At 49.1% G+C, this 22951-nt stretch carries 21 protein-coding genes; 17 read left to right on the top strand and 4 right to left on the bottom strand.

The features are described from left to right. The first annotated feature begins 31 nt into the window (after nucleotides 1-31). Complete coding sequence (locus tag A3844_RS01110) at nucleotides 32-1069, top strand: SepM family pheromone-processing serine protease (protein ID WP_074106330.1); 1038 nt, start codon at nucleotides 32-34, stop codon at nucleotides 1067-1069. On the opposite strand, the gene A3844_RS01105 is transcribed toward A3844_RS01110, so the two are convergent. Next, nucleotides 1059-2297, bottom strand: coding sequence for a nucleotidyltransferase (locus tag A3844_RS01105; protein ID WP_074106329.1), 1239 nt, complete (start codon nucleotides 2295-2297; stop codon nucleotides 1059-1061). The genes A3844_RS01110 and A3844_RS01105 overlap by 11 nt on opposite strands. A gap of 150 nt (nucleotides 2298-2447) precedes the next feature. Between A3844_RS01105 and A3844_RS01100 the strand changes: the two genes are divergently transcribed. The 16 genes from A3844_RS01100 to A3844_RS01025 all read left to right on the top strand — a co-directional run bounded on the left by A3844_RS01100 (nucleotide 2448) and on the right by A3844_RS01025 (nucleotide 20333). Further along, entirely contained in the window at nucleotides 2448-2969 is a 522-nt protein-coding gene (locus A3844_RS01100) for a YceD family protein (protein WP_074103094.1), read from the top strand. 52 nt (nucleotides 2970-3021) lie between these two features. Beyond that, the gene (gene rpmF, locus A3844_RS01095; RefSeq protein WP_019911234.1) at nucleotides 3022-3195 is read left to right on the top strand and encodes a 50S ribosomal protein L32; all 174 of its coding nucleotides are present in this window, start codon (nucleotides 3022-3024) and stop codon (nucleotides 3193-3195) included. A gap of 342 nt (nucleotides 3196-3537) precedes the next feature. After that, a complete protein-coding gene (gene fapR / locus A3844_RS01090) occupies nucleotides 3538-4134 on the top strand; it encodes a transcription factor FapR (RefSeq protein WP_074083564.1) in 597 nt (198 codons plus the stop codon). Continuing rightward, complete coding sequence (plsX, locus tag A3844_RS01085) at nucleotides 4118-5107, top strand: phosphate acyltransferase PlsX (RefSeq protein WP_074083563.1); 990 nt, start codon at nucleotides 4118-4120, stop codon at nucleotides 5105-5107. Before fapR ends, plsX begins: the two co-directional genes overlap by 17 nt. An 8-nt stretch (nucleotides 5108-5115) precedes the next feature. Further along, nucleotides 5116-6105: a beta-ketoacyl-ACP synthase III gene (locus A3844_RS01080; protein WP_143186362.1), complete on the top strand. Its 990-nt coding sequence runs from the start codon at nucleotides 5116-5118 to the stop codon at nucleotides 6103-6105. A gap of 92 nt (nucleotides 6106-6197) precedes the next feature. Then, nucleotides 6198-7121: an ACP S-malonyltransferase gene (gene fabD, locus A3844_RS01075; protein ID WP_074106328.1), complete on the top strand. Its 924-nt coding sequence runs from the start codon at nucleotides 6198-6200 to the stop codon at nucleotides 7119-7121. 47 nt (nucleotides 7122-7168) lie between these two features. Further along, nucleotides 7169-7918, top strand: coding sequence for a 3-oxoacyl-[acyl-carrier-protein] reductase (fabG, locus tag A3844_RS01070; protein ID WP_074083560.1), 750 nt, complete (start codon nucleotides 7169-7171; stop codon nucleotides 7916-7918). Nucleotides 7919-8038: 120 nt separating this feature from the next. Next, nucleotides 8039-8272: an acyl carrier protein gene (locus A3844_RS01065; RefSeq protein ID WP_019911228.1), complete on the top strand. Its 234-nt coding sequence runs from the start codon at nucleotides 8039-8041 to the stop codon at nucleotides 8270-8272. 197 nt (nucleotides 8273-8469) lie between these two features. After that, nucleotides 8470-9708, top strand: a complete 1239-nt coding sequence (gene fabF, locus A3844_RS01060) for a beta-ketoacyl-ACP synthase II (protein WP_074106327.1) — start codon at nucleotides 8470-8472, stop codon at nucleotides 9706-9708. Nucleotides 9709-9721: 13 nt separating this feature from the next. Then, a complete protein-coding gene (gene rnc / locus A3844_RS01055; protein ID WP_074083558.1) occupies nucleotides 9722-10426 on the top strand; it encodes a ribonuclease III in 705 nt (234 codons plus the stop codon). 337 nt (nucleotides 10427-10763) lie between these two features. After that, nucleotides 10764-14333 carry a chromosome segregation protein SMC gene (gene smc / locus A3844_RS01050; RefSeq protein WP_074106326.1) on the top strand — a complete coding sequence of 1190 codons (3570 nt, stop codon included), beginning with the start codon at nucleotides 10764-10766 and terminating at the stop codon, nucleotides 14331-14333. Between the two features lie 206 nt (nucleotides 14334-14539). Beyond that, nucleotides 14540-15538 carry a signal recognition particle-docking protein FtsY gene (ftsY, locus tag A3844_RS01045; protein WP_074083556.1) on the top strand — a complete coding sequence of 333 codons (999 nt, stop codon included), beginning with the start codon at nucleotides 14540-14542 and terminating at the stop codon, nucleotides 15536-15538. Nucleotides 15539-15931: 393 nt separating this feature from the next. Beyond that, nucleotides 15932-17395, top strand: coding sequence for a circularly permuted type 2 ATP-grasp protein (locus A3844_RS01040; RefSeq protein ID WP_074103098.1), 1464 nt, complete (start codon nucleotides 15932-15934; stop codon nucleotides 17393-17395). A gap of 69 nt (nucleotides 17396-17464) precedes the next feature. Then, on the top strand, nucleotides 17465-18418 hold the full coding sequence (locus A3844_RS01035) for an alpha-E domain-containing protein (RefSeq protein ID WP_074106325.1): 954 nt from the start codon (nucleotides 17465-17467) through the stop codon (nucleotides 18416-18418). Beyond that, on the top strand, nucleotides 18415-19281 hold the full coding sequence (locus A3844_RS01030; protein ID WP_074083553.1) for a transglutaminase family protein: 867 nt from the start codon (nucleotides 18415-18417) through the stop codon (nucleotides 19279-19281). Before A3844_RS01035 ends, A3844_RS01030 begins: the two co-directional genes overlap by 4 nt. 242 nt (nucleotides 19282-19523) lie before the next feature. Further along, complete coding sequence (locus tag A3844_RS01025; protein WP_074083552.1) at nucleotides 19524-20333, top strand: SDR family oxidoreductase; 810 nt, start codon at nucleotides 19524-19526, stop codon at nucleotides 20331-20333. 83 nt (nucleotides 20334-20416) lie between these two features. On the opposite strand, the gene A3844_RS01020 is transcribed toward A3844_RS01025, so the two are convergent. The 3 genes from A3844_RS01020 to A3844_RS01010 all read right to left on the bottom strand — a co-directional run bounded on the left by A3844_RS01020 (nucleotide 20417) and on the right by A3844_RS01010 (nucleotide 22906). After that, nucleotides 20417-21496 (bottom strand): HAMP domain-containing sensor histidine kinase, encoded by a 1080-nt coding sequence (locus A3844_RS01020; RefSeq protein WP_074106324.1) that lies wholly within the window; start codon nucleotides 21494-21496, stop codon nucleotides 20417-20419. Then, nucleotides 21486-22187 carry a response regulator transcription factor gene (locus A3844_RS01015; RefSeq protein ID WP_074106323.1) on the bottom strand — a complete coding sequence of 234 codons (702 nt, stop codon included), beginning with the start codon at nucleotides 22185-22187 and terminating at the stop codon, nucleotides 21486-21488. Before A3844_RS01015 ends, A3844_RS01020 begins: the two co-directional genes overlap by 11 nt. 203 nt (nucleotides 22188-22390) lie before the next feature. Continuing rightward, entirely contained in the window at nucleotides 22391-22906 is a 516-nt protein-coding gene (locus tag A3844_RS01010) for a GNAT family N-acetyltransferase (RefSeq protein WP_074083549.1), read from the bottom strand. Nucleotides 22907-22951 lie beyond the last annotated feature (45 nt).

Here is a 22951-nt window from a genome sequence, read left to right as displayed (position 1 = left end):
GTCCAGTGCTGAGGGAAAGAAGGGAAAAGCAGTGAGGCAAATGAAACGCCGGGTAGGATTCCGTGCCACAGCCTACTTGTTCACTTTTGTGGTGATTCTTTATGTTGCTGTATTTATGAATACGCCCTATATTGTCTATCAACCCGGTAGTGCCTCTGAGGTAGCGCCAATGATTCAGGTCCAGAATGCAGATAAGGATGAAAAGGGAACTTTTATGATGACCACAGTATCTGCGAGCTACGCCAATGTTGCACTTCTGGTAGCCTCAGTATTCAATTCCAATGCTGAGGTTGTCCTGAAGGAGACCCGGCTGGGAGATAAGACGGAGCAGGAGTATGCGGCCGAGCAAGTATATTACATGAACAGCTCGCAGTCCTATGCCGTACAGGCGGCTTATCATGCGGCGGACATTCCTTATAAAGATGTGGTGGATTATCTGTATGTGTTCTCAGTACCTGTGACGGGCAACCAGGAACAGTTCAAGCCCGGCGATAAAATCATCAGTGTAGAAGGGCAGACTATACCCGATCCGGATGCGTTATCCAAGCTTCTTTCGACTAAAAAAATTGGTGATCCTGCAGTTGTTGTGCTGCAGAGAAAAGGCAAAGAAGTTGAGGAAACGGTCAAGCTGGTAGAAGTCAAGAATCAGCAGACTGGAGTGGTGAAGCCCGGTCTTGGGGTAGTGATCGGAGTGGTACAAAAGGTAGAACCTGAGATGGAAGGCAAAATGGTAAGCTTTGTGGACACAGATGTAGGCGGGCCTTCGGCAGGTTTGATGTTTACCATGGAGATATACAACCAATTGACTCCTGGTGATCTGACCAAAGGCCATCGGGTTGCAGGTACAGGCACTATTGATCCGGACGGGAAAGTAGGTGCTATTGGCGGAGTTAAGCATAAGATCGTTGCAGCTGACCGGAAAGGGGCAGAGATCTTTTTTGTGCCCGTTCAAAATTATGAGGAAGCCAAGGCGAAAGCTGATAAAATCGGTACGGATATGAAGCTTGTACCGGTATCGACCCTTGCCGATGCGCTGAAGTATATGCAGGAGCTGCCGGTCAAATCCTGACCGGGGGCTCCAGATAGTCGCTGTAAAGATCTGTACGCAAGGGGTTGCTGAATGCTCCGGCATAAGCGGAGGCGGCTTGCAGATCTCTTTCGAGCATTGGATATGAGAACTGTGCCGGACTAGTCAATACGGGCCAGCTGGCACGGTGCTTCATCTGCTTCAACAACGGGCGTCCGCTTTCCCGGAAGCCGAGGATCCGGATGTAACCGGGCCCCTTCGCGAGGAGAGCTGGTGCCATTTCTTCCTTGCTGTGGTTCAGCAGGGTATGAATCAGTAAACGCTGAAGCCTGGTGCGCGTGTAACGCTTGCTTTTCAGCGCCTCCAGTACTGCGGATACAGTGAAGCGCGGAAGAGAAGGCAAAATCCGCAGCAACCGGTTTTCCAGGCCTTCATTCATGTCCTGCAGGATTTGCAGCTCGGCCGGTGTTCGAGTGGAGAGCAGGTGGCGGAGCTGAATCCTGAAGCTTTCCAGATTCAGCGGGCCTCTGCCCGCCGCATGCTCTCTTTCCAGGATGGACATGCTATAATCTGGCATGTAAGCTGCAGGTGATCCGCCTTCTGAGAGCGCCTGGCGTATCGCTGTGGCACTTGCGATTCTCGACCCGCTCTGCAGCGGGTCGTGGAAGCCTGCGCCGGTGCGCGGCACAGTGAGGGGCCTGATTGCGCTGCCGAGCCGCCGCAGCGCGATCAGGTAGTGCAGGCCGAGGCTGTTGTTCGGCTGGCGCAGCAGCCCGGCAGCATCGAAGATTCTCTCCTTTCCCGGGAGAGAATCTTCCCAGACGGACGCCGCAGCCAGGCTGTACGCGGCGGGGAAGCTCGCTCCGAGTGCCATGCGGCGGCGGATCTCGCTCTTAAGCGCGCTGCTTTCTTTGGCCAGAAATTCGGCCAGCGGCTGCAGCGCGCTCAAAGTCCCGGCTTCGGAGCCGAAGCACAAGCTGTCCACGACCCCGGTCGCTTCCAGCAGAGCTACTGCTCCGAAGGCGAACCACTCTGCCGGCTGGACGGCATACGCCACCGGCAGCTCAATCACGACGTCGGCGCCCATATGGAGCGCCATCTCCGTACGGGCACGCTTGCTTACCGCCGCCGGTTCGCCGCGCTGGGTGAAGGGTCCGCTCATGATCACAATGGAGTGATCTGCACCGGATAGCCGCTTGGCCTCTTCGAAGTGGTGGACATGTCCATTATGTAAAGGGTTGTACTCTGCAATAATGCCTACTGTAGTCACTATAATTTCACCTCATATTCTTGATCATTAGGATTCCAGATTAGTTATATCATAATTTGATCTGACCGCTGAAACAATATAAAGGGAAAATGGTTGACAAAGTTAGGGAATACTAGGTATAATAAATTTTGTTTGTTTGGAGTGATGAATATGAAGATTCACTTTCGCAAATTGGCTAATGCCGACGAGCCTCTGCACATTCAGGAAACGCTGGATGTAACCGAGCTTGTCAAAGGGCGAAAGGATATACTCGCTGTTGCACCACTTTCAGTGGACCTTAAAGCGCTGCCCGCAGACACCGATTGTGTGAATGTGGTGGGGAAATTGAATGGGAATGTGGACATGTTATGTGCGCGTTGCCTTACAGAGGTTAACAGTGAATTGAACATTCCTTTTGCTGAGACTTTCAAATGGCTTAAGCAGCCGCTTCTTCCCCAAGATGAAGATGAGGAATTCATTTACGTCGAGGATGAGATTGTGGATCTTGTCCCGTTTGTGGAGGAAAATTTCGTACTGCACTTACCGGATTCGGTATTGTGCAAGGCAGACTGTCTTGGTCTTTGTCAGAAATGCGGACAAAATTTGAACGAAGGCACCTGCAGTTGCGACAACACAGTGATCGATCCTAGACTCGCTGCGTTGAAAGGATTCTTTACCAAGCAAGATGACTAAGAACAAATCCCGGGTGATAACGGGTTAAAACAGAATTAGGAGGTGTAACACAATGGCAGTACCTCAACGGAGAACGTCCAAAACACGCCGTGACAAACGCCGTACCCACTTCAAACTGGTTGTGCCGGGCATGGTGAAATGTGAACAATGCGGAGAGCTGAAACTGGCTCACCACGTATGCAAAGTTTGCGGAACTTACAAAGCTAGAGAGATCATCAAACAATAGTCTATTCGAAAGATAGCACTTCATCAGCTGGTGAGGTGCTATTTTTTTTGAAAATATTCGATTGAATAGGCTTGCTTAAGCAAGTCTGGAAGTCAACGCTTTATTTTTGCTTCGGCATGCTTTATACTACATATTAGTACCTGGTTCTAAATATATTCATAAGATTTATAGCAATGAGAATAGCGGCCATCCCAGGCCGGATGCTATTTTTAAAATATAAGGATTCTTGGCTATGCCACCCATTACCCTTATATTTCCTGCTGAAACGGAGCCTGTCCATTTCATGGGCGCTGAAGCCGTTTCCGCTTGGCATGTGCCAGGAGGTGAGCCGCCATAGAGCGGATGTCCAAGAAAGAGCGTCAGCAGAAGCTGCTGCAGATCATAGACGGTAACCCTTTTGTGACTGACCGGGAACTGACCCGGCAGCTCAAGGTGAGCATACAGACGATCCGGCTGGACCGGATGGAGTTAGGGATTCCCGAGCTGCGTGAGCGGATGAAGCAAATGGCTGAGCACTCTTATGATCAGGTGCGGTCCTTGCCTGCAGATGAAGTGGTCGGTGATATTGTAGACCTGCAGCTGGACCGGAGCGGGATTTCCATCTTTGAAATCCGTGAGGAACATGTATTCTCCAGAAATGGGATCGCACGTGGACACTATGTATTTGCCCAAGCCAATTCACTGGCGGTAGCCATTATCAATGATGAGATTGCCTTGACGGCTTCCGCCGATATTCGGTTTGTCCGAATGGTGCGGCTTCATGAGAAATGTATTGCCAAAGCGCAGGTGCGTTCACTCGCGGGCCGAAACGGTAAAGCGGAAGTGGACGTATTTACCTATGTCGGTGAAGAGTTAGTTTTTCAGGGCCATTTCATAGTGTACCGGTCCGCAATTGAAGAATACAGCGAAGGGGGAAACCGCAGTGCTGATCGCCATTGATGCGATGGGTGGGGACAATGCTCCTGAGTGTAATGTCCAAGGTGCGTTATCCGCAGCTGCAGAGTGGAGTGACACGCAGATTGTGCTCGTCGGTGATGAAGCCAGACTTGAGCCGCTGCTGAAGAATAAGCCTTCCAATGTGACTGTGCGTCACGCAGGTGACGTTATTGGTGCTGATGAAGAGCCTGTAAAGGCGGTCCGCCGTAAAAAGGACTCGTCCATGGTAGTTGCAGGCCGTATGGTTCGCGAAGGTGAAGCTGACGCCATGATCTCGTCCGGGAATACAGGAGCCTTAATGACAACGGGGCTGCTTGTTGTGGGGAGAATGCAGGGGATTGAACGCCCTGCGCTGGCGCCAATGATTCCGACCCTGGATGATGTCGGTGTGCTGGCGCTTGATCTGGGTGCCAATATGGATGCCAAGCCCCAGCATCTGGTGCAATATGCACTAATGGGCAGTATTTACCGCAACAAAGTGCATGGCATTGCTAAACCGCGCGTGGGTCTGCTGAACGTAGGCACCGAGCCTGGAAAAGGCAATGAACTGACGAAGGAAGCTTACCCGCTGCTTGAAGCGCTGCAGGGGATTCATTTTGTCGGCAATGTGGAAGCACGGGATGTACTCACCGGCAACTGCGATGTACTCGTATGTGACGGATTTGCAGGGAATATACTATTGAAGACACTGGAAGGTACAGCGGGTGCGATGTTCTCTCTGCTGAAGGAACAGTTCAGTAAGTCTCTGAAGACGAAGCTGGGGGCGGCCATCCTGATGCCTGAGCTCAGAAGCCTCAAGGGTAAAATGGATTATAAGGAGCATGGCGGGGCACCGTTGCTCGGTCTCAGCGGGTTGGTAGTGAAAGGGCATGGTTCATCTGACGGGAATGCTGTCAAGAATGCAGTCAGACAAGCACGAATTGCTTTGCAAGCGGATTTGGTATCCAGTATATCCAAGGAAATCAGCGGGAAGTGAGTGAGGACATGAAACAATTGCGTCCGGTAGGAATAATTGGGACAGGGAAATATGTGCCTGAGAAAATATTAACCAATAGTGATCTGGAGAAGATCGTCGAAACTAATGATGAATGGATTGTCAGCCGCACGGGCATCCGGGAACGGCATATTGCCGCGCCGCATGAAGCGACCTCGGACCTTGCATACGAAGCAGCGCTCAGAGCGCTGGATTCAGCGGGAATGAAAGCAGAAGATCTCGATCTGATTATTATCGCTACGGTAACGCCGGATAGTGCATTTCCGTCCACAGCCTGCATCCTTCAGGACAAACTGGGTGCAAAAGGCGCGGCGGCATTTGATTTGTCGGCGGCTTGTTCAGGCTTCGTATACAGCTTGGCTACAGCAACCGGATTTATCCAGAACGGAATGTACAACAATGCTCTTATTATCGGTGCAGACACCTTGTCGCGTATCACCGATTACACGGACCGTAATACCTGTGTTCTTTTCGGTGATGGTGCAGGTGCCGTTATTCTTGGGGAAGTGCCGGAAGGAAGAGGATTCCAATCCTTTGATCTCGGCGCTGAGGGCTCCGGCGGAAGTCTGCTGAAGATGGAAGCGGGCGGTTCGCGGCTCCCGGCTTCACAGCAAACCGTAGAAGATAAAAAACACTTTATTTACATGAACGGCCGTGAGGTTTTCAAATTTGCAGTACGGATTATGGGTTCAGCTACGGAACGAGTGCTTACCAAAGCAGGAATTTCCAAAGAAAATATTGATCTGTTTGTACCGCATCAGGCGAATATCCGCATCATTCAATCTGCGATGCAGCGTTTGGATCTGCCGCCGGAGAAATGCGTAATCAATGTCGATAAATATGCTAACACATCAGCAGCATCGATTCCGCTTGCGCTTGTAGAGGCAGCAGAAGAAGGCCGGATGAAGGAAGGCGACACCGTGCTGATGGTAGGTTTCGGTGGAGGTCTTACATGGGGCGCTTCTGTCCTGATCTGGTAATGCCACAGGTCCTATAATATAGAAGGAAGTGGTGGCAGAACGGCCGGAGCAGGCTAAATGCCTCACTGTTCAACGAGAAGGAGTTCAGACTGATGGGTAAAATTGCGTTTGTTTTTCCTGGCCAGGGTGCACAGGCTGTGGGTATGGGTAAGGATATATATGATGCTCTTCCGCATAGCCGTGCGGTGTTCGAAAAGGGCGACGAAGTGCTTGGATTTCCGCTCAGCCGGCTTGTTTTTGAGGGGCCGGACAGTGATCTGAAGCAGACTGTTAATACACAGCCTGCACTTGTTACAACTAGTGTGGCTTACCTGGAAGCGCTGCGGGAACAAGGGGTGAATCCTGATTATGTTGCAGGACACAGCCTTGGGGAGTACAGTGCCCTTGTAGCTGCCGGTGTATTGTCATATGAGGATGCGGTGAGCCTGGTGCGTCTGCGTGGGCGCTTTATGGAAGAAGCGGTTCCCGGCGGACAAGGGGCAATGGCAGCTGTGCTGGGTGCGGAACGTGAAGCCTTGACTGAGCTCTGCCGCCAGATATCGGATGCAGGTCATGTTGTGGAGCTGGCCAATGTGAACTGCCCGGGTCAAATCGTTGTCTCCGGTTCCAAGGCGGGCGTTGAAGAAGTGGTGCAGCGAGTGAAGGAAATTGGCGGTAAACGGGCCATTCCTCTTGAAGTAAGCGGGCCGTTTCATTCATCTCTGATGAAGGAAGCTGCTGAACGCCTGGCTGTTGAACTTGGAAAAGTAACCTTTAACACGCCTTCTGTGCCGGTGATTGTCAATGTGAATGCGACAGCGGTCACAGAACCGGATGAGATCCGCGAACTTTTAGTTCGGCAGGTGTTTTCTCCTGTGCTGTGGCAGGATAGTGTAGAATGGCTGATTGCAGCTGGAGTGGATACCTTTGTGGAGATTGGTTCAGGCAATGTGCTAGCAGGATTAATCCGCAAGATTGATAAGACCGTTAAGGTTGTTAATATCAATAGTCTGGAAAGTGTGCGAACAGGCTGGTGAATTCCGGTATAGTCAAACGATGTGGAATGATGAAAGGGGAATATGGCATGTTCTCAGCATTAAAAGGCCAGACAGCTCTCGTCACAGGCGGATCGCGTGGCATTGGACGGAGTATTGCGCTTGCACTTGCGGAGTATGGAGTGAAAGTAGCCGTGAATTATTCAGGCAATGAAGCGGCTGCTCAAGAGACCGTCGCTCGTATCGTCGAACTTGGCTCGGAAGGGATTGCCCTGAAGGGCGATGTCGGCAACAGCCAACAAGCGGATAACCTGGTGAAAGAGGTTATTAACACCTGGGGTAAGATTGATATTCTGGTCAATAATGCCGGTATCACCAGGGATAATCTGATCATGCGTATGAAAGAAGAAGATTTTGATCAGGTGATCGAGACGAATCTGAAAGGCGTGTTCAACTGTCTGAAATCAGCTACCCGCCCGATGATGAAGCAGCGTTACGGCAGAATTATCAATATTTCTTCGGTTATCGGTGTGATTGGGAATGCCGGGCAGTTGAACTACTCAGCAGCCAAAGCAGGTATTATTGGAATGACCAAGTCAGCGGCACGCGAGTTGTCCTCCCGGGGTATCACAGTGAACTGTATTGCCCCGGGCTGTATTGATACCGAAATGACACAACAGTTGTCCGATGAAGTCCGCAGCGAGTACGAGAAGGGGATTCCCCTTGCACGACTCGGGCGGCCGGAGGACATTGCCATGGCGGTTGTATTTCTAGCCTCGGAAGGGGCAGCCTACATGACGGGTCAGACACTTCACGTGGATGGCGGAATGTACATGTAAGGCCAACAAAGCTGTAAAGTCTACAGTGGAAGAGAATTGGGGCGGCCGGAAAGCGTTTTTTGAGCTCTATGGTATTTTGACTTCATATCTCGTATAATACCAAAAGAGGAGGTGAACCGGATGTCCGATGTATTGGAGCGTGTAAAACGCATTGTCATCGACCGCTTAGGTGCCGATGAAGCTGAGGTAACATTAGAAGCGTCTTTCAAAGATGATTTAGGTGCTGATTCTCTTGATGTAGTAGAATTGGTTATGGAATTGGAAGATGAATTCGACATGGAAATCTCTGATGAAGATGCAGAGAAGATTACGACCGTGGGTGAAGTTGTGAAGTACATACAATCTCATACCTAGAGTCATATGATTGAGAGTCCCGTTCCTACAGAGGGCGGGACTTCTCCTCATTTTACAGCATTTATGCAGTACCAAAGGATGCCATATGCACCTTTACGGGGAAAATAACTGGACCGCGCATGGAATGACCTTGCGGCGATTGAAGTTTATATAGTTTTATAACAAGAAGATACAGCCTACAGATGGGGTGATTGCGTTTGAGTCATAGAGTGGTTGTTACAGGTATGGGCGTGATAACGTCGCTGGGCACGGATTTGGACACGTTCTGGGATCATTTGATGAGGGGTAAATCCGGAGTTTCGACGGTGGACGCCTTTGATGTCAGCGAGTATACGACCAAAATAGCGGCATCAATTAAAGACTTTGATCCGGAGGCGCGGTTTGGCCGTAAGGAAGCACGCAAGATGGACCGTTTTGTCCAGTTTGCAGTCGCAGCAGGTGAAGACGCGCTGAAGGACAGCGGACTTGTGATCGGTGAGGATATTGATGCGGAACGGATCGGCGTATCTGTGGGTTCCGGTATTGGTGGACTCGGCACTTGGGAAGACAATCATAATATTCTCTTGGAAAAGGGCCCTAAACGGGTCAGCCCGTTCTTCATTCCGATGATGATTGCCAACATGGGATCTGGTCAACTGTCGATTAGTTTAGGAGCCAAGGGCCCGAATACTACAACAGTTACAGCCTGTGCAACAGGAAGCCATTCCATTGGAGAGTCTTTCCGCCTGATCCAGCGCGGAGATGCAGATGCGATGATCTGTGGTGGTTCGGAAGCCACGATTCGTCCAACGGGCATGGCAGGTTTTTGTGCAATGAGAGCGATGTCGACGCGCAACGACGAGCCTGAGAAGGCGAGCCGCCCGTTCGATATCGACCGGGATGGGTTTGTTATGGGTGAGGGAGCCGGGATTTTGATTCTCGAATCACTCGAGCATGCCGAGAAACGCGGTGCCAAGATTTATGCCGAGGTCATTGGCTATGGTCTCAGCGCGGATGCCCACCATATGACAGAGCCTGATCCGGATGGTGCTGCACGTTGCATCAAGATGGCGATTCGGGATGCTGGAATTGCTCCTGAAGAGATTGATTACATCAATGCTCATGGAACCTCGACACCTGTAGGTGATAAGTCGGAAACATCCGCTGTAAAAATGGCTCTTGGTGAGCATGCATATAAGGTTGCAATCAGCTCCACCAAATCCATGACAGGCCACTTGCTTGGTGCTGCTGGAGGGGTGGAAGCCATAATTTGCGGATTGTCTCTGCAAAAAGGTGTGATTGCACCTACTATTAATTTGGACAACCCCGACCCGGAATGCGATTTGGATTATGTTCCGAATGTTCCGCGCAAAGCGGATCTGAACATCGTTATGTCGAATTCATTCGGTTTCGGTGGACATAACGCGACGATTATTCTCAAAAAATATAATCAGTAAGGGAGACAGTGCAGTGAAAGGAGACCTGAAGCAGTTACAGAGCCAACTTCAAATCCAATTTCACGATGCTGCACTTCTGAAGCAGGCCTTTACCCATGCATCCTATGTGAATGAACACCGTTTCAACCAGCATCAGGACAACGAGCGTCTAGAGTTTCTTGGCGATGCTGTTCTGGAGCTTACGGTTTCTGAATATTTGTACAATCTGCTTCCAGACAGACCTGAAGGTGAATTAACCAAGCTGCGGGCTGCAATTGTATGTGAGCCCTCCTTGGTCAGATTCGCAGAGAGTCTGGGCTTTGGACGCTTTGTATTGCTGGGTAAAGGGGAAGAACTTACGGGCGGCAGAACCCGCCCGGCCTTGCTGGCCGATGTGTTCGAATCCTTCGTGGGAGCGCTTTATCTGGATCAAGGGCTGGAAACAGCACGGCGGTTTCTGGATAATCACGTATTTCCACTGGTGGAGACGGATGGCAAGCTGCAAATGCAGATGAGCGATTTCAAGACGGAGCTTCAGGAGCTGATTCAGCATCACGGAATGGGTACGCTGGAATACCGGATTATTGAAGAACGCGGACCGGCACATGAACGGGAATTCGTCTCTGAGGTCTATATGGCGGGCCGGTCCCTTGGCAGAGGCAGTGGACGCTCCAAGAAAGAAGCGGAGCAGCAGGCAGCAGCAGCGGCACTATTGCAGTTGAAGGAAGATGGCGCTTAGTTTCCTGGCTGAATGGTAAGGTTTTGCTTTTTTTGAATTCCTTGAACTTATGAATAGACTTCAGGATTGTTCCACATCGTGGGGGAGTCAGCGGAGGAGAGCAGCAATGGTCTGAATGCCGGCGTACAGGCGGAGGTCAGACTTTTGCTGCTCTTTTTCGAGAAAGAAATAAGTGTTCTAGAATGTTATTTTGAAAAGTTTATGCTCATGACTGCGGAATGCTTTGAATATTAAGGCCTTATAAATTGGAGATACAGCCTGTGAACAGCTCATAATTAAGAGCTGTTTTAGGCGGTGAAACGCTATGGTATAATGGGGCAGAGGTGAATAACAGGGTATGTTTTTGAAACGGATTGAATTAGCTGGCTTTAAATCATTTGCCGACAAAACGGAAATGGAATTTGTTCGCGGAATTACAGCTGTAGTCGGCCCGAACGGCAGCGGCAAAAGCAATATTTCCGACGGCATCCGCTGGGTGCTCGGTGAACAAAGCGCCAAATCACTGCGCGGCGGGAAGATGGAAGATATTATTTTTGCCGGAAGTGATGCGCGTAAAGCCGTGAATTACGGGGAAGTCTCGCTGACGCTGGATAATGAGGATCATGCACTGCCTCTTGATTTCAGCGAGGTGACTGTAACACGCCGTGTACACCGCAGCGGGGATAGCGAATACTTAATCAACAAGCAGGCCTGCCGGCTGAAGGATATCACAGAACTTTTTATGGATACCGGCATCGGGCGTGAGGCTTATTCAATTATTGGACAAGGCCGGATTGAAGAGATTCTCAGTACCCGTTCCGAGGATCGCCGCGGTATATTTGAAGAAGCCTCTGGAATTGTAAAATATAAATCACGTAAAAAAGATGCAGGACGCAAGCTCGATGAAACGGAGCAGAATTTGCTGCGCATTCATGATCTGATTAGTGAGCTGGAAGATCAGGTGGGACCGCTGAAGGACCAGTCTGAGAAGGCGATCCGTTACAAGGAATTGCGGGAGCAGCTCAAGCAATTGGAGATAGCTGTGTATGTTCACCAGATTGAAGGGATACATACGGCGTGGAAGGAAGGCAATGACCGGCTGGAAGTGCTCCGTAACGAACAGCTCCAGCTGTCTACAGTTGTATCTGCGCATGACGCTAAGCTCGAAAGTGGACGTGCTGAGCTGCGGACATTGGAAGCCGAAGTGGAGAAGCTGCAGGAACAGCTGCTGCGATATAGCGAATCGAATGAGAAAAGCGAAGGATACGGCGAGCTGCTTAAAGAACGCAGACGCAATTTGGAGAGCAACCGGGAACAGCTGATGACTACGCTGGGTTCTGTTGGCGAACGCTCTGCCGACCGTCAGCGGGAGCTTGCAGAACTGGAGCACAAGCTTCAGCAATCCCGGTTGTCGCTCGAGGAGCTGCGTAAGCAGCTGCAAGACGAGGAGTCCAGGCTGGAGGGCGTTGCCGGAGGTATTAGCCAGAGCAAAGAAGAGAAGCTTAAGAGTGCTCTGCTTGAACTGATGAATCTGATGGCCCAGGCCCGGAATGAAATCCGCTATGCGGATCAGCAAAAAGAAAGCCTGGAGCGCAGAATGAGCCGCAGCCAGGAAGAGAGCGGTAAATGGACAGCGAAGCTGGAGGAACTGATTACCGCCCAGAGTGGGCTGAAGGATAGAATCGCTGGTTTGGGCAATGAAATCGGCGCGCTCCGTAATGCTTATATCACCGAAAGCGAACAGACCAGCAAACGCCAGAAGCTGCTGGAAGAGACGCAGGGCGGACTCCGTAAATGGGAGCAGAAACGTGAAGCCCAGGTTTCCCGGCATGAGACCATGAAGGAAATGCAGGATGATTTTGACGGATTCATGCTTGGGGTAAAAGAGGTGCTCAAGGGTGCGCGCAAAGGGCAGCTTAGCGGTGTGCACGGCGCTGTCGCGGAGCTGATATCCGTTCCCGAGAAGCTAGAGATGGCTGTAGAAACGGCACTGGGTGCTTCGCTCCAGCATGTAGTTATGGAAAACGAAGCCGTCTCCCGGCAAGCGATTGCCTTTCTGAAGCAGCGTCAGTTGGGACGTGCGACTTTTCTGCCGCTGGACGTTATCCGTCCACGGCAGATTGGCGGAAGTGACCGAACAATGGTTGAAGGAGCGGAAGGTTTTGTCGGAATCGGCTCCGAGCTGGTGGGATTCGAGGATAAATACGCCAGTATAGTCGGAAGCTTGCTGGGAAATGTGGTTATCGCCGAGAGCCTGGAGCAGGCCAACCGTATCGCAGCCAAGTGCCAATACCGCTACCGGGTAGTGACCTTGGAAGGCGATGTTGTCAATGCCGGAGGTTCCATGACCGGGGGTAGTCAGCATAAGAAGAATAACAGTCTGTTAAGCCGCAAACGCCAGCTTGACCAGCTCTTCAGCGAGATTGAGGAGAGTGAGCGGCAAATTGCAAAGCTGAAGCAGGGCATCAGCCGGTTGCGGGAGGAGCAGGAAACAGCTTCACTGAAGTTGGAAGAGCTTCGTCACGGTGGTGATGAGAAACGGCTGGAGGAGCAGCGTGTCTCCGGTGATTTGAAGCAGCTCGAACAGGAGCTTCGCCATGTGCAGGAGCAGGTTGATGGAGCCGGTGCCGAACGCAGCGGCTTTGAGAGCGAAGTGAAGGCACTGGATGAAAGCCGCAAGCACGCGGTTTCCGAGCTTGAACGGCTGGAGAAGGAAGAGAAAGAGGCTCATGAGGCGATCCGTAATGCGGAATCGGCACGCAAGGCAAATGAATCGGCAAAAGAAGAGCTGCAAAGCAAGCTGACCGGGATGAAGGTAACGGAGGGCAAGCTGGACCAGGAGATTTTCTCTCTGGAAGAGCAGCTGCGACGTATGAGACAGGATGCGGGATCACAGGACAAAGAACTGCGCCACAGCCGCAGCCTGCTGATCACGATTGAGCAGGATCTAGAAGAAAACACAAGAGAAGCCGTGAAACAGAAGGAAGACCTGAATAACTTCCGCCTGAAAAAAGAAGAGACTGCGGGCAAGCTGGATCTGGCCCGGGCTGACCGTGCGGCCTTGACACGCAAGCTGGAGCTTGCGGAAGGGGAAACTAAGGATCAGCGTCAGGCCCTGAAGGCAGTCGATGATAAGCTGAGGTCAACTGAGGTTGCTGTAGGACGTTTGGATGTTGAACTGGATAATATCCTGCGCAAGCTGAGTGATGATTACGAACTGAGCTATGAACTGGCCAAGCAGCGTTATCCAGTACCAGAGGATGTGCCTGCTGCCCAAATGGAGGTTCAGCGTCTCAAACGTAGCATTTCTGCGCTGGGAGAGGTCAACCTGGGAGCGATTGAGGAATATCAGCGTGTACATGAGCGCTATACCTTCCTCAGCGGTCAGAAGGATGATCTGGTAGAAGCCAAGACTACGCTGTACCACGTTATTCATGAGATGGAAGAAGAGATGTCCAAACGTTTCAAGCAGACTTTTGATGCCATCCGCCGTGAATTCGGTACCGTTTTCTCGAAGCTGTTCGGCGGAGGCAGAGCAGACCTTATGCTGCTGGACCCTGAACATATGCTGGATACAGGCATCGATATTGTGGCCCAGCCTCCAGGTAAAAAACTGCAAAATCTGCAGCTGTTATCCGGAGGAGAACGGGCGCTGACCGCCATGGCACTGCTGTTCGCCATCCTTCAAGTCAAGCCGGTTCCGTTCTGCGTACTGGATGAGGTCGAAGCTGCACTGGATGAAGCCAATGTGGTACGCTTTGCCCAGTATCTGCGTGAATTCTCGGAGCAGACACAGTTTATTGTCGTCACCCACCGTAAAGGAACCATGGAAGAAGCAGATGTACTCTATGGGGTTACGATGGAAGAGGGCGGCGTATCCAAACTGGTTTCGGTTAAGCTGGAGGATGAAGAAGCAGAGATCGCTTAGGCAGGCAGATGCTATCAAAGCCAGTTTATTCGAAGTAAATACATGGAGCAGGGCTATACGAACTAAGCGTATGCTTACGAAGCTAGTTTTGTACGAAGCCTAAGCAAGGAAGCAACTGCTCACAAAACTAGGCAGATGCTTCCGATGTGAGTTTGTACGAAGTAAATGCAGGAAGTAAGGCTATACAAACTTTTAGGAGGAACCATATGAGCTTTTTTCGAAAATTAAAAGAAAGCATCTCCGGCAAAACGGAGAGTGTAACGAAACAGTTCCGCGATGGTCTTGAGAAAACCCGTAAAGGGTTCGTGGAGAAGGTATCTGACCTGATCATCCGCCGCAAAAAGATCGATGAAGAGTTCTATGAGGAATTAGAAGAGATTCTGATTGGTGCCGATGTCGGAGTCAACACGGTGATGACGCTGGTTGAAGAGTTAAGAGCAGAAGTGAAGCAGAAGCGCATTGAGGATGCTTCCGAGCTGCAGCCGATTTTGTCCCGGAAGCTGATGGAACTGCTGCGCGGTGATGATGACAATAGTCTGAAGGAGAATCCTGACGGGATCACTGTCATTCTGTTCGTCGGCGTAAACGGAGTCGGCAAGACGACCACTATTGGAAAGCTGGCCCACCGTTATAAGCAGGAAGGTAAAAAGGTTCTGCTTGCGGCTGGCGATACCTTCCGTGCGGGTGCTATAGAACAGCTTGAGGTTTGGGGACAGCGCGCCGGTGTGGATGTCATTAAGCAGCAGGCGGGCTCAGACCCGGCGGCGGTCATGTTTGATGCCGTTCAAGCTGCCAAGCAGCGAAACGTGGATATACTGATCTGCGACACGGCAGGCAGACTGCAGAACAAAAGCAATCTCATGGAAGAGCTCAATAAAATTTTCCGTGTCATCCAGCGGGAGATTCCGAGCGCCCCGCATGAGGTGTTGATGGTGCTGGACGCTACTACCGGGCAGAATGCATTAACTCAGGCCAAGCTTTTTGGAGAAAAGAGCGGTGTAACCGGTCTCGTTCTTACCAAGTTGGACGGAACAGCCAAAGGCGGAATTGTTGTCGCTATCCGTCAAGAAATGAACTTGCCTGTTAAGCTTGTGGGACTGGGAGAGAAGATGGAGGACTTGCAGCCATTTGATTCTACCCAATTCGTACACGCCCTCTTTGCCGGAATGATTGCTGAAGAGGACCTTAACGAAGAGCAGGAATAAACCGGGACCCTATAAAATAATACGAGACTTGGCGCCATGAGCGGTTGTGCTTTTAATAGAAGCAACAGCTGCTCTTTTTTTGTGGTTATAATTGTAAAAATTCAACATATGAAAAATTCATAATAGTACTGCTTGTCAACTCTCCCGCATACAATTCTATGTATTCCTATATACTCATACCCCTGATCAGCACTCCCTTGAGAAAGGAAGCGATTCCACAATTGCCAGGGTGGGTTATTAACTCCATCCCGCTGTTATATATATTGACATGAACATTAGCGTTTACGTATTATTAAGGTGTATTTCAATATTTACATCTCTTAAACTTTCAAAAAATAGGCCGGCTTGTCAACAAACATTACACATTATATTGATCCGAAAGGAGTCGGGCTCATGTCCAAACTTGATCCTCTGCCCGGACTGTCTCCGTATCCGCTGCAACATTTTTATGATGAAATGTATGCCGATGAACGGAGCGTCCGTCCGCATTACAAACATGTGAACCGCATGTTTTCTGGGATGAGCCCCGAAGAGCTGCAGGGCAAACAGAATCTCATGCAGCGTCGGATGATGGAAGAGGGAATTACCTTTACACTGTACAATCCTGCACAGGATCATCCCATGGAGCGTACGATTCCCTTTGATATGATTCCGCGGATTATCCCCAAACTCGAGTGGGAAAGACTTGAAGCCGGTATCGTTCAGCGTATTACGGCGTTGAATCTGTTCATTCATGATATCTATCATGAGCAGTACATTGTCAAAGACGGAATCGTTCCGAGACGTATGATCATTTCGAACTGCTATTTCCGGCCGGAGATGTCCGGCATGCGGGTACCCGGCGGGGCTTACGTTACTACTTCGGGAATCGATCTGATCCGTCATCATGATGGGGAATATTACGTGCTTGAAGACAATTTGCGGACGCCCTCAGGATTTTCCTACCTATTTAAAGGCAGATCCCTGATGAATCAGCTGTTTCCCGAATTGTCTTTTGCCAGCTCCATCCGTGATGTCGACCACAGTTTGAACCGGTTTCTGTCCGTGCTGCGCAGCCTCTCACCGTCTAAGACGAAGGACCCGGTCATTGCTCTGCTAACCCCGGGCGAATACAATTCAGCTTACTACGAGCATGCTTTTCTAGCCCAGCAAATGGGAATATACCTGGTGGAAGGCAGGGATTTGGTTGCCCAGGACCATAAGGTGTATTTGAAGGAAATGAACGGTCTCAGGCGTGTGGATGTCCTGTACCGCAGATTAGACGATGATTTCATAGATCCGCTGGCGTTTCAGCCGAATTCACTCCTGGGTGTTGCCGGGCTGATGAACGCCTACCGGGCAGGGAATATTGCCATAGCCAATGCACCGGGAACCGGAGTAGCTGATGATAAAGCGATGTATGTATACGTACCGGATATGATCCGGTATTATCTGAACGAAGAACCGATCCTGGGAAATGTGCCTACTTATCTGCTGTCCCGTGCACAGGAGCGCCAGTACGTGCTGGATAATCTGCATGAGATGGTTGTGAAGGAAACCTCCTTGTCCGGAGGATACGGGATGCTGATTGGCAGTGAAGCGACCAAGGATGAGCTTGCTGATTTCCGTCTCAAGATTCTTGCCGATCCGGCCCGGTATGTCGCCCAGCCGATTATGTCACTATCTAGAGCTCCAGTGCTATCAGGTGGCTGTATGACGCCTAGACATATTGACTTGAGAGCTTTTGTGCTCATGGGTGCCGACCGAAAACCGCATGTTATTCCGGGTGGTCTGACACGGGTAGCCATGAAGGAAGGCTCGCTGGTGGTGAATTCGTCACAGGGTGGCGGCGTGAAGGATACTTGGGTAATGGCTTAGTGTATACAGCATAACGCTTCAGAATTAACAAAATGCGGCGTCAATACGTTAAATGAAGGAGTGGCAACGATGCTGAATCGCAATGCGGAGGCTTTGTTTTGGATTGGCCGGTATATGGAGCGGGCGGAGAATCATGCCCGGCTGATCGATGTGCATTATCATATACAACAGGAAGAGGACTTCCAGGCTGAGGGACATAAATGGTCACGGCTGATCGATGCGCTAGGTGTCAGAAATGAATACCAGCAGCAATTTGACAGCTATTGCGAGCAGGATGTCTTGTCCTTCATTACACTGGACCTTGGCAATTCCAATTCAATATTCTCTTGTGTTCACCAGGCGAGAAATAACTTGCGGACGCTGAGACAGCATCTTCCCAGTGAGTTGTGGGATATTGTCAACAGCTTCAACCTGTGGCTCGGGGAACAATCCCTTGCAGATATAATGGCCGGACCCCATCAGTTCTATCAGCATGTCAAAGCGCGTGCGGCCATGTTCCTCGGTGCGGAGCAATCCGTTATGCTGAGAGCCAATGAGTGGCGCTTCATTGAGAGCGGACGCTTCCTGGAGCGGGCGGAGAATACGACCCGGATTCTGCAGGCTGTTACGGTATCCTGTAAGTCCAAAGATATCAATGCTATTTATACACAGCTGCAGGCGGTCCTCAAATCAGTGAGCGGGTATCAAGCCTTCCGACGCTATTATGCCGATGCGATGTCCCCGGAGAGCATATTGGAGTTTTTGATTGTAAATGCGTATTTCCCCCGTTCGATCCGTTTTTCGTTCCACAAGCTGGAGGAGCATTTGGCCAAACTTGAGCTGGATACTTCTGAGAAGGGCTCCGGTCACGAGCGGGTGATCCGGCAGGCTGGCAAGATCAAGGCAGAGCTTGACTACATGGAGAAGGAAGAGATGTCCGGCGATCTCGTAGAGGATGTATTGCAATCGCTGATGACTTCTTGCCAGAAGCTCGGTAAAACGATGGAAGGCGCCTTTTTTCGCCGTGAAGGAGTTTCTGCATGAAAATTCAGATCCATCATACAACCACATACAGCTACCCGGAGCCGGTTACGGACAGTGTCAATGAAATCCGTCTAACGCCGCGGACCAATTACCGTCAGTCCTGTTATCATCATGAGGTAGAAGTGTTTCCACCAGCGAATCTGCTTACCTATGAGGATTTTTTCGGCAACCGTGTGCATGCCTATTCAGTGAATAAGCCTCATAGGGAGATGGTGATTCATACTAAAGCCACCGTAGTTACACTGGATAAGGAGCAGGGTGCCGATCTGCCGCATATTCCGTTGGAGGATCAGGTGAAGCTGCTCAACGACGATCAGTTCCAGAACCGGTATGTGGAGTTCATTTTGCCTACCCGATATACCGAAGTAACACCAGAGCTTGTTGAGTTTGCGTCACAGCATCCCTTTGATGAAGCAGAAGATATGTACGAATGGACCAAAAAGCTGTCGTCGACGATCTACGAACAGTTTACGTATGATCCTGAAGCGACCAGTGTCAATACAACTGTTAAAAAAGCATTAACTCTCAAACGAGGTGTGTGTCAGGATTATGCTCATTTGATGATCGCAGTCTGCCGTAGTGTCGGGCTGCCTTCACGGTATGTTAGCGGGTATCATTTTGTTGGTGACCTTCAGGGAGGCAATGCCGATTTCGAGCAGGCTTCGCATGCCTGGGTGGAGACACATATCCCCGGAACGGGATGGCTGGGCTTTGATCCTACGAATAATGTGGAAGTGAACTGGCGGTATATCAAGCTGGGACACGGCCGGGATTACAAGGATATCGTACCGGTAAAAGGAGTATACCGCGGTGTATCCGGTACGTTGACGGTGAAGGTGGATGTGCGCAAGCTGGAGAATTGAAGGAGTGAGGAGAGCCCTGCGGCAGCGGGGCTTTTTTGATTACACCCGGGCAGTTCACCCATTTCTTTTGCCCTTTTTGGGATATGTCTATCAGGTAGTGAATAGGGGGTTGTTTGTACTTGCAGTGAGCATGTTGCAACAAGTTTGTGCGAATTTTGCATGAAATGATTATAATCAAGGCCCATTTGGGTAATCTTGAAACAGAGCCACTAAGTTGGACGAATTGGAAAGGGAGTGTACATATGAGCCCGAATATAGCAAAAAAGCAGCGTTTCCTCGGTAAAACAGCCATAATTACAGGCGCGGGCTCTGGGATCGGCAGAGCGACGGCGATTCAGATGGCCCGTGAAGGTGCAAATGTAGCCTTGTTTGACCTGGTGAATGAACGTACCTCCGTCCTGGAGCAGAAGCTGAACAAACAACGCAAGGACTGTGCACTCGCTATCGATGTCGATACTTCGGATGCCGGGCGCATGGAAGAGGCAGTACGCAAGACGGTGGAGCATTTCGGCGGACTGGATATTGTTTTTGCCAATGCCGGAATCAATGGAGCGGTAGGCCCTATCGAAGAGCTGAGCCTGGATGATTGGGAGCGTACGATATCCGTGAATCTGACAGGAACCTTCCTTACGCTGAAATACAGCATTCCTCATCTGAAGGAAAAGGGTAAAGGCAGCATCATCATTACGAGCTCCATCAACGGCAACAGCCGTTTTGCCAGCTTTGGCTGGTCACCCTATAGTACCACCAAAGCGGGGCAGGTTGCTTTTGCCAAGATGGCTGCTCTGGAGCTGGCGAAGTTCAAAATCCGTGTCAACGTCATCTGTCCGGGAGCCATCTCGACGAATATTGATGAAAGCACGGAATTTAATGAAGATGTAGAGGCCATTGTGATCCCGATTGAGTTCCCGGAAGGTGCGCAGCCACTTGCTGATGGGCCGGGTAAACCGGAAAATGTGGCGGACCTGGTGTCTTTTCTTGCCTCGGATGACTCGATTCATATCACGGGAGCACAGATTGTGATTGATGGCGCAGAATCATTGCTCTCCTGATATACTCACACAGTAGGATACAGAATCCCTGAGAACAAAAGAGTCTTATCCGGTGGTGGACCATGGATTAGGCTCTTTTTGTATTATGCCTCTATTCTTAATCTAATTTCAAAAGCGGTTCTGTGATCCAGGTTGTGTACAGTAACTGTACCGTCATGCAGCTCAATAATGCTCTTTACTATAGCAAGCCCCAGACCTGATCCATTGGTCTGTCCAAAGCGTGATTTATCAGCTGTATAAAATCTTTCAAATACAAAGGGTAAATCCTCATCCAGTATCGGTTCCCCATAGTTAATAATACGTACGAGCGCTTCATGATCCGCTTTACTTAACTCGATATCAAGGTATTTTCCTTCGCTTCCATACTTGATAGCATTACTAATAAGGTTATCAAATACCCGTACCAATAGAATCGGGTCTGCATTAATCATGATTTTTTCATTGCTGTAGAATAGTCTATACTCCATCTCCGCTTCTGTTAGTGCAGGAATAAATCCAAGAATCACTTGCTCCAAAAGTTCTCCTAGATTGAGCAAGCTCTTATTGATGGTTAATTCCGAATTTGTGAGCTTTGAATATTCAAAAAGATTGTCAATCAGAACCTTGAGTTCATTACACTTTTGGAAGGTTATACCTGCATAGTGCCTTAAGCTTTCTTCATCCGTGTATTTGACATCCGCAATCAATTCCATATACCCAAGGATAGAGGTCAACGGTGTTCTTAAGTCATGCGATAGATTTGTGATCAAATCATTTTTTGTGTTTTCCCAGCTTTTTTCTTCTTCCATCAAAATCTTTAGTTTATAGACCATGCTATTGACGGTGGTGGCCAATTTTCCAAGCTCGTCAGAGCTTTTTACCGGAATGTTGACTTCTAAATTACCTTTAGAGATGGTTTCCAGTGTATTCGTGATATCTTCGAGATATGCGATGCTCCCTCTGGTCATCAGAAGAAGAAATCCAATCATCAGCAAGATAAGAACGACAAATAATAGCAGGGAAAATATAATTAAATGCTGCATGAAAAATACCGCGAAGGGGTGGTTTTTGGAGGCCACAATTAAGGCCATAAATATCAAAAGCATACATAAACCGGTCAAAGCAGCACTAGTGAAAAAAACGAGTATCAACTTATAGCGTATGGTGCCCCGTTTATTTTTCAATTTTGTAGCCAACTCCCCATACGGTTTCAATGATATCAGGTGTTTTTGGCGTTTTCTCAACTTTCTCCCTAAGTCTCCAAATATGAACCATGATCGTATTATTAGATTCAAAATATTTTTCTTTCCATATCGCTTCAAATATTTGTTCCGCACTAAACACAGTGCCGGGACTACTGGCGAGCAATAATAGTATTTCATATTCCGTTGGGGTTAAATTGATCTCACCGTGGTCAGTAGAGACGGAATGATTATTTTTATTGATCACTAAACCTTTGATATGAATGACACTGTCCTCATTCTTTTGTTGGCCCGGTACATTTAAAATGATATAACGTCTTAGCTGTGATTTGATCCGTGCAATCAGCTCCATTGGATTAAATGGTTTGGATAAGTAATCATCTGCACCCAGTCCAAGCCCAAGAATCTTGTCCATATCCTGTGATTTGGCGCTTAGCATAATAATAGGTAAGTTCATGGTCTGCCTAATCCTTCTGCAGGTCTCCATTCCATCCATTCCTGGCATCATAATATCGAGCACAACCAGATCTACTGTCTGATGGTTCAGAATGTTAAGGCCCTCAGTTCCATCAAATGCTGTTAATACCCGATACCCTTCATTGACAAGATAAATCTCAATTAACTCAACAATTTCCTGTTCATCATCAATAAGTAGAATACTATATTGCTCCATAGTAGATCCCTTTCAAATAACGCTCTGTGATGAATATGTTCATTCATGAGTTATGCACTTGAAGTCCTTCACTGTTCTCCGTTAGAATTCAAGCCTTCATTGATTTTCCATTCAACATATAGACCTTCGCTTGATGGAATAATAAGACGTCAATTATTTTATATAAATATCCGGCAGTCGATTAGTGAAGTGAATTCAGATATTCATTTTCGATAATCACTGTCAAGTATACAGTAGAAGAATTGATTTACCCATTTACCTTGCCAGTGTAATTCTTCTCTGAATATACCTTCTCTGACCATTCCTAACCTTTCCAACACCTTGTATGAAGCGGTATTGAATTCATTACACATGGCAACGACTTTATGCGCATTCCAATCTTCAAAAGCATACTTCAACGCTATTTTTGCAGCTTCAACAGAAAATCCTTGCCCTCGATATTCAGGGAAAATACAATAACCCAATTCCCAACTTTCACGCTCTTTTACATACCAATGAATATGCAATTCTCCTATAGCTGTTCTTTCTGGATCATCAAGCTTTATTATGTATTGCTTATACCAATCACTATTAATTTTCTCTATTACATTCGTTCTAACTGCTTCCTTATCGGATGAAATAAAATCTTCGAAAGACCATAAGGAAGTACAAGTTTTTTTATCAACAATGAATTCTACATCGTCTAAAGTAGCCAGGGATAATACAATTCTTTCTTTCATTTCCTTTTCACCGCCCAATTAAAGTTATTATTTCATCACAACATA

The organism is Paenibacillus helianthi, assembly GCF_001909055.1.
GTDB classification, from domain to species: Bacteria; Bacillota; Bacilli; order Paenibacillales; family Paenibacillaceae; genus Paenibacillus_AQ; species Paenibacillus_AQ helianthi.
This window is presented reverse-complemented; position numbering and strand designations above follow the sequence as displayed.